The organism is Moorella mulderi DSM 14980 (genome assembly GCF_001594015.1).
GTDB classification, from domain to species: Bacteria; Bacillota; DSM-521; order Neomoorellales; family Neomoorellaceae; genus Neomoorella; species Neomoorella mulderi.
In genome coordinates, this window is sequence record NZ_LTBC01000003.1 from 284,065 (window position 1) to 297,825 (window position 13,761).

Below are 13,761 nucleotides of genomic sequence, written 5' to 3' on the forward strand. Positions count from 1 at the left end.
TAGAAGTAAGATGTGGTAAGTGTTCCAACTACAAATCTATTCCCTGAGTTCCTCACGCATGCGGTGATACTCGTCGGTGGTTATTTCACCCCTTGCATAACGTTCCTTTAAAATCCCCAGGGGGTCGGGACGCAGCACGGGCTGCTGTCCGGTGCGGCGGTTAAACAGGCTTACCAGGCCATAGACCGCCAGGACCAGGATCCCGGTTAGTAAAACCCACCAGACTAGCATCCAGAGGCCCATCCCCCAATTGCCATAATATCCCCACATCATATATCATAACCTCCTCAACCATTTTTGGCAAGTTCAGGGTCGATTTTGGCATACCCCCCATATGTAAAGCTTAACTTTATCTTATTTACCGGCTTCACCTCTGTCAAGGAACTTCACCAAAACTTCAAAATTAGTATATACCGGTGGGATATAAATTATCTAATGGTATTTAAGCGCATAAAAAGGCTGCTGCCGGGGGATATTTTCTTTAGAAGGCCAGATTAATTATTGGAGGTGCCTTTTATGCCGCGCATTACCTGCAGCGTTAACAACTGCCATTACTGGTCCAGTGGTAATGTCTGTGATGCTTCACAGATCCTGGTTACTTCCGACGCCATGAGTAACTCTCAACCCCAGAATGTCGATGCCCCCATGGCCGGCACTATTTCAGCCACCCCTGTTAAGTCTTCGGCGGAAACCTGCTGCAAGACTTTCATTGCCAAGGGCTCTGCTGAAAAGAATGCCGACGGCATCACCCGCAAATAGCACTGCCCGTTTAAATTGGCAAACGGCAGGTAAACCCTGCCGTTTTTATTTTAGTGGAGCATATAATATGGATCAGGGGGGCCCGGTGCCAGTTAAACCAGGGCCAACCGGAGGCCGGCCTGGACGTAATGTAAGTAAACCAGGCGCGCAGGAATTGATACTCCAGGCAGAGGGAAGTGCCATGTCCGGACCGACCCCCATTTTAAAACCCCCGGCCCTTGTGGAGGGCGATACCATCGGTATCATTGCCCCGGCCAGTCCCTTGCCGGACCCGGCGTACCTGGCCCGGGGCATCCAATTCTGGCGCAGCCTGGGCTACCGCGTCCGTACCGGGGCCCATATAAGCAAGGCCGCCGGTTACCTGGCCGGCAGCGATGCCGGGCGCCTGGCCGACCTGCACCAGATGTTCCGGGACCCGGAAGTAAAGGCCATAACCTGCCTCCGGGGCGGTTATGGCACCCTGCGGCTCCTGGCTGATCTCGATTACAACCTTATCCGTTGCCATCCAAAAATTTTAGTAGGCTACAGCGACATTACCGCCCTGCACCTGGCCCTCAACAAAATGACCGGCCTGGTAACCTTCCACGGCCCCATGCTCTATCCCGAACTGGGCAGCGAGGACTTGCCACCCTATACCAGGGAAAACCTCTGCCGGGCCCTGACGGTTGCTTCACCCCTGGGCAGCATCCCGCCAGCGCCGGGATTACCCCAACCAGTGACCATCAATCCCGGACAGGCCGAAGGGATAGTCACCGGTGGCAACCTGTCCCTGGTAGCAGCCACCCTGGGTACGCCCTTTGAAATTGATACCCGGGCGAAAATCCTTTTCCTCGAAGAAGTAGATGAGGCGCCCTACCGCATCGACCGGATGCTTACCCAGCTCAAGCTGGCAGGCAAACTGGAGGCTGCGGCCGGGATTGTTTTTGGTATCTGTACCAGGTGCGGGGAAACTGGCAGCAACCCGGCTTTGTTGGAAGTAATTGCCGGGCATTTAACCCCTTCAGGCATTCCTTGCTTCTACGGCCTGCCGGCCGGCCACCTGGCTATCCAGGCCACCCTGCCCCTGGGTATCCGCGCCCGCCTGGATGCGGCGGCGTGTACCCTGACTTACCTGGAGGCAGCAGTTGCGCCCTCCTCATGCCGCCAGCTGGCCAGGTAGCGTTCCTGTTCTTCCGTCAGGGTATCTATCTCCACCCCCAGGGCCCTTAAGCGCAATGAGGCCACCTGGCGGTCGATTTCCCTGGTCACGGGGAGGACCCGGGGCGGCAGCTTGCCGGCGTTCTTTACCAGGTAGTCCAGGGAAAGGGCCTGGAGGGCAAAGGTAAGGTCCATGATCTCCGCCGGGTGGCCGTCGGCAGCCGCAATGTTTACCAGGCGCCCCTCGGCCAGGAGATAGATGCGCCGGCCGTCCTCCAGGACAAACTCCTCAATATTACGGCGCGCCACCCGGTGGCTTTTGGCCATAGCCATTAAATCCTGCTTGTTGATTTCCACGTCAAAATGGCCGGCGTTGGCGAGTATGGCGCCGTCCTTCATGACGGCGTAATGTTCACCGCGGATGACATTGGCGCAGCCGGTAACCGTCACAAAGAAGTCCCCGGCTTTAGCCGCTTCCCGCATGGGCATGACCTGGAAGCCGTCCATCAAGGCTTCATTGGCCCTGACCGGGTCAACCTCGGTGACTATTACCCTGGCACCCAGGCCTTTAGCCCGCATGGCCACCCCCTTGCCACACCAGCCATAACCGGCAATGACCACAGTCTTGCCGCAGACCGTCAGGTTGGTATTGCGCATGATACCGTCCCATGTAGACTGGCCGGTACCGTAACGGTTATCAAAAAGGTGCTTGCAGTCGCCGTTGTTGACGGCCACCATGGGAAAGGCCAGGGCGCCCTCGGCTTCCATGGCCTTCAGGCGTAAAATGCCGGTGGTGGTCTCTTCGGCACCGCCGGTAATCTCCGGCAGGAGCTCCCGCCGGCCGGTATGGAGTAAATGGACCAGGTCGCCACCGTCATCAATCAACAAGTGGGGCCTGGTATCCAGCACTTTATTCAAATAAAAATTATATTCTCCCGCCGTGCAGCCGTGGTGGGCATAGACAGACACCCCAAGGCTTGCCAGCCCGGCGCAGACATCGTCCTGGGTGGACAGGGGGTTGGAACCGCAAATGGCCACTTCCGCCCCCCCGGCCTGGATGACCAGGGCCAGGTAGGCTGTCTTGGCCTCCAGGTGCAGGCAAATGGCCACCCTTTTGCCGGCAAAGGGACGCCGCTCCTCAAAATCCCGGCGAATTTCGTTTAATATGGGCATATGCTTTTGCACCCACTCAATTTTCAGCAGCCCCCCGGGGGCCAGGCCGGGATCGCGAATAATAGACGCAGCCATTTCCTACTCCTCCCTTTTCAGACCTCAATCTTCCCGCCGGTAAGGCTGCAGCGGCAGTTTCTTTCCCGGGGAATCCTGGGGATAGTTTGCATGATGAGGTCACGCAGGTTCTTGCCGTTCTGGTCCATGATCTCCAGGACCTCGGCGTGGCTTAAAGGAGTGGCGGAAATGCCGGCCGCCATATTGGTCACCATGGCAATGAGGCCGTAGCACAGGCCCACCTCATGGGCCAGGATGACTTCGGGGACATTGGTCATCCCCACCAGGTCCCCGCCCAGCTGCCGGATCATGCGGATCTCGGCCGGGGTTTCAAAGCGTGGTCCTTCGGTACAGGCATAGACCCCGCCGTCATGGGCCTTGATCCCCAGCCCGGCGGCCGTCTCCACCAGCAGCCGCCGCAGTTCGGGGCAGTAAGGCGTGGTAAAATCCGTATGGACTACCCCCATCTCGCCGCCTTCAAAAAAGGTATAAGTGCGGGTTTTGGTAAAGTCCAGGAAATCATTGACAATGACGAAATCCCCGGGCCTGTAACCGGGGTTGGTGGAACCGACGGCGGCCGTGGCCAGCACCCGTTCCACTTTAAGCATCTTCAGGGCCCAGATGTTGGCCCGGTAATTCACCCTGTGGGGAGGCACGGTGTGCTTCTCCCCATGGCGGGGCATGAAGCCTATCTCCTCGCCCTGGTAAGTACCGACCTTGAGGACGGCCGTACCGTAGGGCGTATCAACCCTTTCTTCCCGGATATTGCTTAAAATACCCGGATCGTAAACCCCGGAACCGCCGATAATCGCAATCCGCACCCAGATAACGCCCCTTCTATGTAGTATTTTACTGTGCACTATTTAACGATTTTATCATAGAACCATAATTTAACACTGTCAATTAAAAGTTAGGGAATACTTGAAGAGGCCACCTGCCATCAAACCGCAAATGGCCTCTTTTCTTAGCTACAACTTCTTAATGGACCCGGTCTTCAGGTCCTGGAGGAATTTCTCCCTTTCAGCAGCAACGCCTTCCCTTTCCCGCATGATATTACGGGCGAACTGCTCCCTCTTTTGCTCTTGCTCTTCCCCCAGGGCTTCAGCCAACCGCCGCTGCTCGTCAATTTCCCTTTCCTTATTCATTTTCGTACCCGGCCTCCTTAGGGGTGGTTTTTTATATTATGCGCGCGATATTTTGTTTATATGGCGGGCGGATGATCCCTCTTTCCGTAATAATGGCCGTTACATAACGGTGAGGAGTCACGTCAAAGGCCGGGTTAAAAATGTTGATGCCTTCCGGCGCCGTGGGCCGCAGGCCAAAGTGGCTGACTTCAGCCGGGTCTCTTTCTTCAATGGGAATCTGGTCGCCGCTGGAGAGGCTCAAGTCAAAGGTAGAAGCCGGAGCCGCTACATAAAAGGGGATGCCGTGCTCTCTGGCCAGGATGGCCACCCCGTAGGTACCGATTTTATTGGCCACATCGCCGTTGGCCGTAATGCGGTCGGCGCCGACGATGACTGCCTGGACCCAGCCCCGGGCCATGACGGCGGCAGCCATATTATCGGTGATCAGGGTGACCGGGATGCCGGCCTGCTGTAGTTCCCAGGCCGTCAGGCGGGCTCCCTGGAGCAGGGGCCGGGTTTCATCGGCAAAGACCTTGAGGACTTTACCCCGGGAAGCCAGGTAATAGATGGGCGCCAGGGCCGTGCCGTAGCGGGCGGTAGCCAGGGTACCGGCATTGCAGTGGGTGAGGACGGCTTCAGCATTTTGGAGGAGGGGAGCGCCATTTTCCCCGATGGCCCGGCACATGGCTTCATCTTCGTCGCGGATGGCCAGGGCTTCCTTTAACACCAGTTCCTTCAAGGAAGAAACATCACTGGTCGTTGCAGCTGCCACTGCCTGCTGCACCCGTTTTAAGGCCCAGAAAAGGTTCACCGCCGTAGGCCGGGATGAGGCCAGGTAATCAGCAGCCTGTTTTAGCTCGGCCTCAAATTCCGCCCTGTCCCCGGCCCGGGAATTCTTGATAGCCAGGTAAAGGCCCAGGGCCGCAGCTATACCGATGGCCGGTGCCCCCCGGACCTTGAGCTTTTTTATAGCGTCCCACATCTCCTCTACCGTCCGGGGCCGGATAATAACCAGTTCCCCGGGCAGCCTCGTCTGGTCGATCATCTCCACCTGGCCGTCCCGCCAGGCGATGGGGGCGATGGGTTCGTATGGCAAGCATGGGCACCTCGTTTTCTGTTTATTTCTTGCTGTCAGCTGCCAGCAGGGCCGCGCCCAGGGCGCCAATAATCTGCGGGTCCGGGGGTACGCGAATAGCGGTCCCCAGGTTATCTTCCAGGCTCTTGACGACACCCCTGTTTTTCGCCACCCCGCCCGTCATGGCTACCGGCTCTTCCCAGCCCACGCGGCTGGCCATGGCCGCTACCCGCTGGGCAACAGCTTCATGCAGGCCGCGGATTATTTCAGCTACCGGCCGGCCTTCGGCCACCAGGGAGACCACTTCTGATTCCGCAAAAACCGTGCACATGCTGCTGATGCTGGCGCCCCGCGGTGCTGCCAGGGAGAGCTCCCCCATTTCTTCAACGTTGACCTCCAGGGACCGGGCCATGACTTCCAGGAAACGCCCGGTCCCGGCGGCGCACTTTTCATTCATGACAAAGTCCCGCACCTTGCCCCCGCGGTCAAGGAGGATTACCTTGCTGTCCTGGCCGCCGATATCAATTACCGTCGCCACCTCCGGCCAGAGGTGATATATCCCCCGGGCATGGCAGGTGATTTCCGTCACTTTGTGGTGGGCAAAAGGTACCCTCACGCGCCCATAACCGGTGGCCACAATACCGTCTACCTGCTCTTCCCCTATACCCGCCTGATCCAGGGCTGCCTTTAAGGCTCTCCAGGCAATATCTTCACTCTGGACCCCGCTTTTCATAACAACCGACCCGGCAATCACTCCATCGCGGATAACGACAGCTTTGGTCGTCAGCGAACCCAGATCCAGTCCCGCAGTTACAGTCAAAAGGACAACCTCCTTTAAACTGCTCGTAGCATTTCCAAAAAACCTTCCAGGCGCGTCCTGGTGGCGCCAGGAGCGTACTTGCTTTTATCCACGCAGTCCCCTTCCAGGTTCAGGAAGGGGATCTCCCTGTCCCGCAAAGCATCCTGCAGCAAGCGCAGGCCGGCCGTGCTCTGGCGGCAGCCCCAGTGGGCAAAGTGAATGACGCCATCCACCTGGTAGGCGTCAACCATGGCCAGGATAGCTTCTATCCTCCTGCTCATGCAACCCAGGCCGTGGTGGCTTAAGACCTTGCCCGCCAGGCTGTAAAACGGCCTGGCCGGGTCCAGGGGTTCCCAGTAGACGTGGTGCATTTCTTCGAAAACAACCACCGCGCCGGCCTCCTGCTCCAGGAGGTTAAAAATCTCCGTGGGATAATAGGGCCGCAGGTGGAGCCACAAAAGGCGGGCCCTTTCCTCCGGCACGGCCCGGCGTTGTTCCCGCCACCGCTGTTCCAGCTCCGCGGCCAGCTGCCTGTACACCGCGGCCGCAGCCTCCGACCCGAAACCGGCCAGCATCAGGTAAATAAACCCGTGGGCTTCATCACCGCGAATGCAGGCAGGCCGCTGCCGGCGCAGCCGGTTGACGGCCAGCAAGTGCTCCCGGGCCGTGTTCGAGGCAAGCAAGGCCTCCTGGAAGCGTTCCTGGTCCCACGGGACCCCTAAAGCGTCCGCCAGGGAGAAGGTTATGCTTTTAAGCTGGCGCGCCACATAGTTAATGGCAGCGGCATCCTGCCGGTGAGGGACATCCAGCAGGTAGAAAGGTACATGGTGATAGCCGGCGGCAGCTGCCAGGGACTGGGGGGCGGCATCACAAAGGTGGGAACTGCAGACGACGGCCCCCGGCGGCGGCAAATAGCCGGCCCGGTCGCAGCCGTAGGCCAGGCGGTGGAAAGAACAGCTTTCGCCGCTCACCCAGTCGCCTTCGGCCACCCGGAAAGCTTCTTCCGCCACCCCCAGGCCTACGGCCACAGCGGCGGCCGCCTCAGGAGCAAACGGGACCAGCCCCAGGCCGTACAGGATTTCTGTGGGGAAAAAAACATTGTGCCAGACCACCGGACCCTGCTGCAGGTATGCCGCCGCCACCTGGTCGATGGTATTCAATAGCAGTTCGTAGGCCGCCTGCCAGGAGTAGCGTTTTTTCTGGGCTGCCACCAGCTGTTTCAACAGCCTGTAGGCCCAGGGTGATTTAAAAGCCCGCCGGCGCAGGGGACCGGCCAGGTGAAAACGTATCAACTGGTAAATATCCATAAGCCGTACCTCAAAACATTTCTAAGAAAGCTTCCACCCGCGTCTGCCACTGGCCACGAGCACCGCCGGTATAGTCCCCGTCGAGCCGTAACAGCGGCAGGCCCCTCCGGTCGCAAAAATCCTTCATGGCGCGGAAGTCGTAGATGGCCGCGTCGCAAAATTTCATAACGTGATAAATTACCCCATCGATCTGGTAATCATCAACCACACCGGCCCAGTACTGCTGCCGCCGGGTTTGATCGGCAACCATGCGGGGGCAGGGCGGTCCTCCCAGGTAGAGCCGGGCCAGGTGCAGGTAAGGGTCCCCCGTTTCCCGCGCCACCTCCGCCAGCAAGAAACGCCGCCCGTTGCAGGCGTCTTCGAAAACAGACCAGCCCCCCCATTCTTCGATCAGGGCAGGTAGTTCAGCCGGGAGAATGCTGCCTGCCAGCATCAGGCGCGGCCGTCCCCGGAAATCCGGCCGGGACTGCTGCTCTATGGCAGCGCTCCCGGCCTGCCCTTTATCCCGGCCGGCCGCCGTCGCGCAGGTCTGCCACCCGTCCAGCCAGGCCATGACGTCACTCCCGCTTAAGCAAATTTCTCCCCGCGCCCGGGCAGCCAGGAGCCCACGCCAGTAAGACCGCTGCTCTTCCCAGGCATCGATCGCCTGCCACAAGAGGCTGTCCTCTAACTGCCGCTCACCCAGCCAGGCCAGTTCTCCTGCCAGCCGGCGTAAATTCTGGCTGTAGTAGAGGACAGCCTCTTCGTCCAGCCGCCTGGGGACGTCCAGAACCAGCGTAGCTCCCTGCCCACCATAACGGGGCCAGGTGCTGGCCAGGTGGATCATGGCATTGCAGGAGCGGGCTATAACTGTGCCGGCCAGGGGCGGCAATTCCTGCCTGATGGCTGTTTCCAGGCAGCTTTTGACGTAAGGGCAGAGGTTGCCCACCAGGTATGTATCAGCCCGCGGGGTATTGCCCTCCCTGCCCAAAAGGCGGTAAGGGATAAATCCCAGGGCCGTAATAATTTCTACCGGCGTATAATGGCAGAACCAGCCGATCAAAGCACCCATTTATTTCACCCGATATAACACTTTTCGCAGCAGCACCTTAAAACAAAACTGCCCCCGGCCAGAGCAAGGAACAGGTCTTCATCTTCTGCTATACACACAATATAGCATATAGTGAGGAAGAAGTTAAGGGTTTAAAGTTAAATAAAAAGAGCCCCGCTGCCAGGCGAGGCTCCCCTTCCTACCTTTCCCCACGCTTTATAAAGGCTGCACTGCCACCAGGTTACTACCGCCATAATAGTCTACTTTAGCCTTAAATTTCTCGCTGACAAATCTTAAGGGTACGAGGGTCCGCCCATCAACCACCTGGGCCGGGACATCCAGGTCAACCGTTACGCCATCTACCAGGGCTTTATTGCTCCCTATTACCAGGCGAATGGTGGAGCCCCTATTTTTAATGATTACTTCACCATTGTCATAGTTTACGGTTGCACCCAGTCCCTCAGCCAGGAACCGTACAGGTATCAACACCCGGTCGTTTTCAATCCGGGGAGGAACATCAAATTGCAGGCCCTTCCCTTTGACATAAACCTTTACCTGCAAGTCCCCGCTGGCCGCATAAGCCTGATCTAATTGCTGGTAAGCCTCTTCGTCACCAGGCTCCTGCTCCAGGACGGTCTCCAGTAATTCCCGGGCATTTTTAAACTTGCCGGCCTTTAAGTACATCACACCCAGGTGCTTCTTTAATTGCGTCCTGGTACCGGCATCAAGGGTCGTGTCTGCTTCCACGGCAGTTTCCAGTTGCTCCGTAACGCTGGCAATCTCGCCGGCGTCCTTCCAGGAGCCCAACTGTGCCTTGGCTTCATAAACTGCTTCAGCTACGCTCCTCCCCTCCAGGATCGCCGTCAATGCAGCCCGCGCTACGGGATTTTTCACATGCAGCAGGGCATTCTCCACGCCTTTATAAACATGCCCGGCCACACTTTTACCGTTCCGGAGTTTTAGATGTTCCCTCTCGCGTTCCCTTTCCCTTTCCCTCTCCCTTTCCTGTTCCTGCTCTAGAACCTGGCCATCAGCTTGCAGTCCAGCTGCCAATGTCACTTCCTTCTCCCAGCTCCACTCTCCTGCCCTGGCCCAGGCGGGCAAGACAAAGGAAAACACTAGAACCAATCCAACTACCAGCGCTACAAACCGTTTGCCTTTCTGCATATTGACTCCTCCCTGTTTCTTTTAAGGTTTCACCATATAGTTCGACCCGGTATTCATTTTTGGGAGGGTCCTGCCAGCCAGTTGCGGCCCAAAGCAAGGAAAATGCCTGCCATTAGACCCAGGACCAGGGCCACGGCAGCATTGAGCAGCAGGCGGGGCCTGACCTTTTCCGGCTCGCTGAGATCATCAACGATTTTTGCCGGGTGCATGGCGGCCAGTTTGTCCTGGAGGGAAAGATACTGTCCTGTCAGTCCAACCTTTTCCTGGGCCTGGATCCCCTGCAACTGGGCCAGTTGCAGGGCATAGAGCTTCTGCTCAACCTGGCTTAAAGGCGCCTTTTCCAGGCCGGCAATAAGCTCATTAATTTTTTCCCTGTCGGTACTGGATTGTTCCAGTTCGCGGCTGATTTTATGTAGCTCTTTTTCCAGCGGCGCCCGGCGCTCTTCATAAACTTTATTCCGTTGCTCAATAAAAAGGGCCACCATTTTACCTGCCACGGCTGCAACTTGCGGGGGGTCCTGGCCCTCCAGGGAAAACCTGAGGTATTCGGTATCTTTGATCACTTCCCCGCGGGCTTTAAAGCTGCGGGGGTCAGCCGGTATTGCCAGTTGCTCCAGGGCCGTGGTTAAGAGGGCCTGGCTCTCAAGTATTGCTTTCCCTTCATTTTGCTGTGGGGCTTTTGTGTCTACCCTCTCTAATTCTACCAGGGCTTCTACTCTATAAACCGGGGGCAATACTACACTGGCAAGGACAGAGGCTAAGACAGCAGCCAGGGTAATAAGGATAATCATCCAGCGCTGGCGCCAGAGAACCAGCAAAATTTCCCTTAAATCTACTTCGTCTTCGTACGGCAGGGCGGATCCTGAAGGTGGAACGTTCATTGTTGAGGTTAGATGCTCCTTTCTATGCTCAGAGCGACTATTTCGTTTCTATTCGACAGGCAAATGGAATTTCCTGCCCAGCCTGTGATTAACTTGATGTAAACTCCAACTGATTTAAGCTCTGTTATAACCAGAAAAGGAGGAGCCCTCAATGAATCCGGCCTTTTGTATAAAAACTATCACGCCATTTCCGCGCTAGTCATGTACGTAGATAAAATTATGAGTTCTGGTTCTTCATCCATGTTTAAGGCAGGCTGGATTACCTCCAGGGCGCGCCGGGGTTCGCGTTGCCAGTATTTTACCTTTGACTTTTTCGACACAACGATGGTTTCCTGCCATCCCGGCAAGATTTCGTTGACCCAGGCTGGAAAGAATGCTGATTTTCATCAGGAAGAAGGTGTCCGCGCAAGAACTGGCGCGCATTGAAATATGTCAGAAAAAATTTTAAGCGTCAAAACACTGCCAGCCAAACTGGGTAAAATGATTATCAAAGGCCAGCGCTACATTCATCTTTAACCGTTCCATAACAGCAAAAGTAGTAGCATCGGTATAAGAAAAAGACTTATCTTTGTATGCAATTATGATTTCCCTGGCTCGCTTCTCATCTTCTTCTTTAACACGTTCAATTTTCCAAACCAAATTTTTTACCCATTCACGGGCCAGTTCATGACCTATACGGCTCAAAATTAAAGCATGGGTTTCAGCTAAAATAAAGTTTGTTAATATTAAATCAACATCCTGTTCGCTTAATTTCTTAAAGAGATTCTTAGCCTTCTCATGCCAATCGTCCGAACGGTCAATAAGGGCGTAAATAGCACTGGTATCTACCATTATTTTTCCATCTTTCTACTTCACCTTCAGCCAGGTAATGATCATGGTTGGCAGCGACGTCTTTAAGGCCACTGTTCCCGGCACCAACCAATTTCCATATAGGGTCTTCTTTACTCAAGGGCTTTACCGGCTGGACCTTTTTCAAACGTATCTCATCTTCATCAACCTGGATGGTCAAATAATCGCCTGCCTTCAGGCCCAAAGTTTCTCTGACACTTTGGGGAATAGTCATCTGCCCTTTACTGGTTAAGCGCACTAACGGCGTGGACATGAAGCATCTCCTCCTTACTCTTAGAAAGATTTCCTTACTATGAGTATACCACTACTGGCAATGCAATTGCACGCATAATCCTGGTTTGCAACTTTATCAAGGGAGGTCAAATTACAGCCGGTCCCTTCGAGTTGAACCTGCTCTGCGAGGAAGAAGTTCCAGGGTCACTGCTGCGAAAAGTTTAAACCAAGGGGGTAAGACTTGTATGAAATTGCGCGCCCCTCGCCGTTTTTGGTAATAGAAATCAACTTATCACCTGTATACCCAGTATACCCTCAAGGGGCTGCCGCAGTTCGACAGGGATAGTGGCAATTTTGACCCGCCTGCCTTCCAGATCCGCCTTGCCCACCATGACCAGGGCCTTTGACCAAAGGCGCCCCAGGGGAGACCCGGGAGCCTGCTCCTGCCAGAAGAAACCGTCCCCTTCCAGGGAGCCAAATTTGCGGGTAACGACATTCAGACGGCTCCACCCGCCCCTCTGCAGCAAATACTTAAGAAGCTCCCGTTCCCCTGCGCCCAGCCCGGCCACAACCTTTTCCAGGTTGCCGGGGGCGGTAAGATACTCTGCCAGCTGTTTTTCCCGCTCGCGCCGCAGCCGTGCCGGTTCCAGGCCGTACTGGCAGCAGGCGCCGTCCAGCCAGTGGGCGGGCATGTTCCTTAAGCCACGCAAGAGGGAAGGACCCCGGGGAAGGGATTTGGCTTCTATTTCCTCCCGCTCTTCCTCTTGATAAAATTTGATCACTTTCTCCTGGTCTATGTTAAGGAAGAGTTCTCTTTTCTGCAGTTCTAACTCCAGCAGGCCTAGTTTCTGCAGAAAATCTTCGTTCAACCCTTCCCTATCGATTTTTTCCAGGAAGGCACGGGCCTCCTCTATCCTGTCCATCTGGAGCATCAACGCGGCATAATTGAACAGCACCGCCGGGTCTTCCGGGGCTATTTCCTTAAGCGTGGCCATTATTCGCAAGGATTCTGTCGTTTCACCCTTCTGGCGCAGGAGATTGGCCAGGGCCATCATGGCCCGGAAGTAGTATTTCCCTTGCAGGTACAGGTCCCGTAGCAGTTTGATGGCGGCATCTACCTGTCCTTTATCCCGCATCTCGAAGGCCCTTTCCACTATGGCGTCCAGCTCTTGATCCGGTTCCAGTATGACAGGGGTTTTCTTAAGTTGGACCAGCCGTTTTTCCCCCGCAATAAACATGGGGAACGGCTCCCCTTCCTTCAGCAATCCCCGATCAATAAGGGCCTGCACCGCCGCCATTTTCACAGCAGAGATGAAGTGGGGGGATTCTAGTATCTTCCACCCCAGCTGTTCTCCCCATTCGCCGGCAAAAGCCACCAGGGAATGGGCGACTATACCGGCCGCCTGCATTTCTCCCGCTTCCAGGATATAGGACAGCAACACCATTAAAATATAACCGTCCTGCAAGTACCGGCGGTATAACTCTTTATTCGCGGCGCAGGCTTTGATAATTGCATCGAGTTCTTCTTTATCGTACAACTTGTAGCCCATGGTAAAGGGCGGGATAACGCCGCGCTCCACCAGAAAAGCCACCTGCTGCATAGCGGCAAATAACCTGTGTACCCCCGCTATGGAAGACCACAGGCTTGCCGCCCGTTTATAACGGCCCAGGTTGAAGCAGGCCACCCCGGCTAGGAACTTGTTTTCCCAGTTAACATGATAAGTCTCCCAGCGGCGATACAGCTCAAATACCTGGCGGTGATCATTAAGCCCGGCTGCCGCCCGCATGATGCTCACCGTGTACTCCAGGAAAGGCCGCGGGACCTGGCTGCGGGCGCGATAGAATTCCGCCAGGCCGTTATCAAAACTTTGTACAGCTTGTTTGAGGTGCTGCCGGGCTTCCCCGACCTGCCCCAGGGTCGTGTAAATGCTGGCGGCCAGGGCATAGGTGAAGGGATTGGCGCGCTTGTTATCTTCATCCGTATTGAAGGCCGGCTGGATTACCTCCAAAGCGCGCCGGGGTTCACCGGCATGAAAAAGCGCTGAAGCCAAGTTGTTGCGAGTTTGTATGATGTCCTCCTTTGCCAGGGCGGCGGCAAAAGCTTTGGCCGCACCCTTGAAATCACCTTTATCCAGCAGTTTTTGTCCGCGGGTTACAAGTTCTTCGGTTTTCTTATAGTTCATTATCCTTCCC

16 protein-coding genes are annotated in these 13,761 nt (G+C 56.0%); 2 read left to right on the forward strand and 14 right to left on the reverse strand.

What is annotated here, in order from left to right:
- Positions 1–36: 36 nt before the first annotated feature.
- Complete coding sequence (locus MOMUL_RS06630; protein ID WP_062283142.1) at positions 37–273, reverse strand: SHOCT domain-containing protein; 237 nt, start codon at positions 271–273, stop codon at positions 37–39.
- A gap of 243 nt (positions 274–516) precedes the next feature.
- On the opposite strand from MOMUL_RS06630, the gene MOMUL_RS06635 reads away from it, so the two are divergent.
- Together MOMUL_RS06635 and MOMUL_RS06640 are read left to right on the forward strand one after the other, a co-directional pair.
- Complete coding sequence (locus tag MOMUL_RS06635; RefSeq protein WP_054936558.1) at positions 517–759, forward strand: DUF1540 domain-containing protein; 243 nt, start codon at positions 517–519, stop codon at positions 757–759.
- A 181-nt stretch (positions 760–940) separates the two neighbouring features.
- Positions 941–1,918: a S66 peptidase family protein gene (locus tag MOMUL_RS06640; RefSeq protein WP_062283145.1), complete on the forward strand. Its 978-nt coding sequence runs from the start codon at positions 941–943 to the stop codon at positions 1,916–1,918.
- On the opposite strand, the gene MOMUL_RS06645 is transcribed toward MOMUL_RS06640, so the two are convergent.
- The 13 genes from MOMUL_RS06645 to MOMUL_RS06695 all read right to left on the reverse strand — a co-directional run bounded on the left by MOMUL_RS06645 (position 1,867) and on the right by MOMUL_RS06695 (position 13,751).
- The gene (locus MOMUL_RS06645; protein ID WP_062283147.1) at positions 1,867–3,144 is read right to left on the reverse strand and encodes an adenosylhomocysteinase; all 1,278 of its coding nucleotides are present in this window, start codon (positions 3,142–3,144) and stop codon (positions 1,867–1,869) included. The genes MOMUL_RS06640 and MOMUL_RS06645 overlap by 52 nt on opposite strands.
- Before the next feature lie 17 nt (positions 3,145–3,161).
- Positions 3,162–3,944, reverse strand: coding sequence for an S-methyl-5'-thioadenosine phosphorylase (gene mtnP / locus MOMUL_RS06650; protein ID WP_062283149.1), 783 nt, complete (start codon positions 3,942–3,944; stop codon positions 3,162–3,164).
- A gap of 147 nt (positions 3,945–4,091) precedes the next feature.
- Positions 4,092–4,268: a hypothetical protein gene (locus MOMUL_RS16565; protein WP_161484969.1), complete on the reverse strand. Its 177-nt coding sequence runs from the start codon at positions 4,266–4,268 to the stop codon at positions 4,092–4,094.
- 31 nt (positions 4,269–4,299) lie between these two features.
- Positions 4,300–5,343, reverse strand: coding sequence for an S-methyl-5-thioribose-1-phosphate isomerase (gene mtnA / locus MOMUL_RS06655; protein WP_062283152.1), 1,044 nt, complete (start codon positions 5,341–5,343; stop codon positions 4,300–4,302).
- A gap of 22 nt (positions 5,344–5,365) precedes the next feature.
- Positions 5,366–6,142, reverse strand: a complete 777-nt coding sequence (locus tag MOMUL_RS06660) for an acyl-CoA dehydratase activase (protein ID WP_062283155.1) — start codon at positions 6,140–6,142, stop codon at positions 5,366–5,368.
- A 14-nt stretch (positions 6,143–6,156) separates the two neighbouring features.
- Positions 6,157–7,428: a 2-hydroxyacyl-CoA dehydratase subunit D gene (locus MOMUL_RS06665; RefSeq protein ID WP_062283157.1), complete on the reverse strand. Its 1,272-nt coding sequence runs from the start codon at positions 7,426–7,428 to the stop codon at positions 6,157–6,159.
- A 10-nt stretch (positions 7,429–7,438) separates the two neighbouring features.
- Positions 7,439–8,479, reverse strand: coding sequence for a 2-hydroxyacyl-CoA dehydratase subunit D (locus MOMUL_RS06670; RefSeq protein ID WP_062283159.1), 1,041 nt, complete (start codon positions 8,477–8,479; stop codon positions 7,439–7,441).
- Positions 8,480–8,674: 195 nt separating this feature from the next.
- Complete coding sequence (locus MOMUL_RS06675) at positions 8,675–9,625, reverse strand: copper amine oxidase N-terminal domain-containing protein (protein ID WP_062283161.1); 951 nt, start codon at positions 9,623–9,625, stop codon at positions 8,675–8,677.
- 53 nt (positions 9,626–9,678) lie between these two features.
- The gene (locus MOMUL_RS06680) at positions 9,679–10,506 is read right to left on the reverse strand and encodes a Wzz/FepE/Etk N-terminal domain-containing protein (protein ID WP_062283165.1); all 828 of its coding nucleotides are present in this window, start codon (positions 10,504–10,506) and stop codon (positions 9,679–9,681) included.
- A 179-nt stretch (positions 10,507–10,685) separates the two neighbouring features.
- Positions 10,686–10,826 (reverse strand): hypothetical protein, encoded by a 141-nt coding sequence (locus MOMUL_RS16570; RefSeq protein ID WP_161484970.1) that lies wholly within the window; start codon positions 10,824–10,826, stop codon positions 10,686–10,688.
- Between the two features lie 124 nt (positions 10,827–10,950).
- Positions 10,951–11,337: a type II toxin-antitoxin system VapC family toxin gene (locus MOMUL_RS06685; RefSeq protein WP_062283167.1), complete on the reverse strand. Its 387-nt coding sequence runs from the start codon at positions 11,335–11,337 to the stop codon at positions 10,951–10,953.
- Positions 11,303–11,608 carry an AbrB/MazE/SpoVT family DNA-binding domain-containing protein gene (locus MOMUL_RS06690; protein ID WP_062283170.1) on the reverse strand — a complete coding sequence of 102 codons (306 nt, stop codon included), beginning with the start codon at positions 11,606–11,608 and terminating at the stop codon, positions 11,303–11,305. The genes MOMUL_RS06685 and MOMUL_RS06690 overlap by 35 nt, the downstream gene beginning before the upstream one ends.
- A gap of 244 nt (positions 11,609–11,852) precedes the next feature.
- Entirely contained in the window at positions 11,853–13,751 is a 1,899-nt protein-coding gene (locus MOMUL_RS06695; protein ID WP_062283171.1) for a tetratricopeptide repeat protein, read from the reverse strand.
- Positions 13,752–13,761 lie beyond the last annotated feature (10 nt).

What these genes read in the sequence shown, in the direction of transcription:
- MOMUL_RS06670 (WP_062283159.1), bottom strand. Translation starts at nt 8,479, where the DNA reads ATGGGTGCTTTGATCGGCTGGTTCTGCCATTATACGCCGGTAGAAATT.
- MOMUL_RS16565 (WP_161484969.1), bottom strand. Translation starts at nt 4,268, where the DNA reads ATGAATAAGGAAAGGGAAATTGACGAGCAGCGGCGGTTGGCTGAAGCC.
- MOMUL_RS06665 (WP_062283157.1), bottom strand. Translation starts at nt 7,428, where the DNA reads ATGGATATTTACCAGTTGATACGTTTTCACCTGGCCGGTCCCCTGCGC.
- MOMUL_RS06675 (WP_062283161.1), bottom strand. Translation starts at nt 9,625, where the DNA reads ATGCAGAAAGGCAAACGGTTTGTAGCGCTGGTAGTTGGATTGGTTCTA.
- MOMUL_RS06690 (WP_062283170.1), bottom strand. Translation starts at nt 11,608, where the DNA reads ATGTCCACGCCGTTAGTGCGCTTAACCAGTAAAGGGCAGATGACTATT.
- MOMUL_RS06695 (WP_062283171.1), bottom strand. Translation starts at nt 13,751, where the DNA reads ATGAACTATAAGAAAACCGAAGAACTTGTAACCCGCGGACAAAAACTG.
- MOMUL_RS06685 (WP_062283167.1), bottom strand. Translation starts at nt 11,337, where the DNA reads ATGGTAGATACCAGTGCTATTTACGCCCTTATTGACCGTTCGGACGAT.
- MOMUL_RS06630 (WP_062283142.1), bottom strand. Translation starts at nt 273, where the DNA reads ATGATGTGGGGATATTATGGCAATTGGGGGATGGGCCTCTGGATGCTA.
- MOMUL_RS06640 (WP_062283145.1), top strand. Translation starts at nt 941, where the DNA reads ATGTCCGGACCGACCCCCATTTTAAAACCCCCGGCCCTTGTGGAGGGC.
- MOMUL_RS06635 (WP_054936558.1), top strand. Translation starts at nt 517, where the DNA reads ATGCCGCGCATTACCTGCAGCGTTAACAACTGCCATTACTGGTCCAGT.
- MOMUL_RS06645 (WP_062283147.1), bottom strand. Translation starts at nt 3,144, where the DNA reads ATGGCTGCGTCTATTATTCGCGATCCCGGCCTGGCCCCCGGGGGGCTG.
- MOMUL_RS06680 (WP_062283165.1), bottom strand. Translation starts at nt 10,506, where the DNA reads ATGAACGTTCCACCTTCAGGATCCGCCCTGCCGTACGAAGACGAAGTA.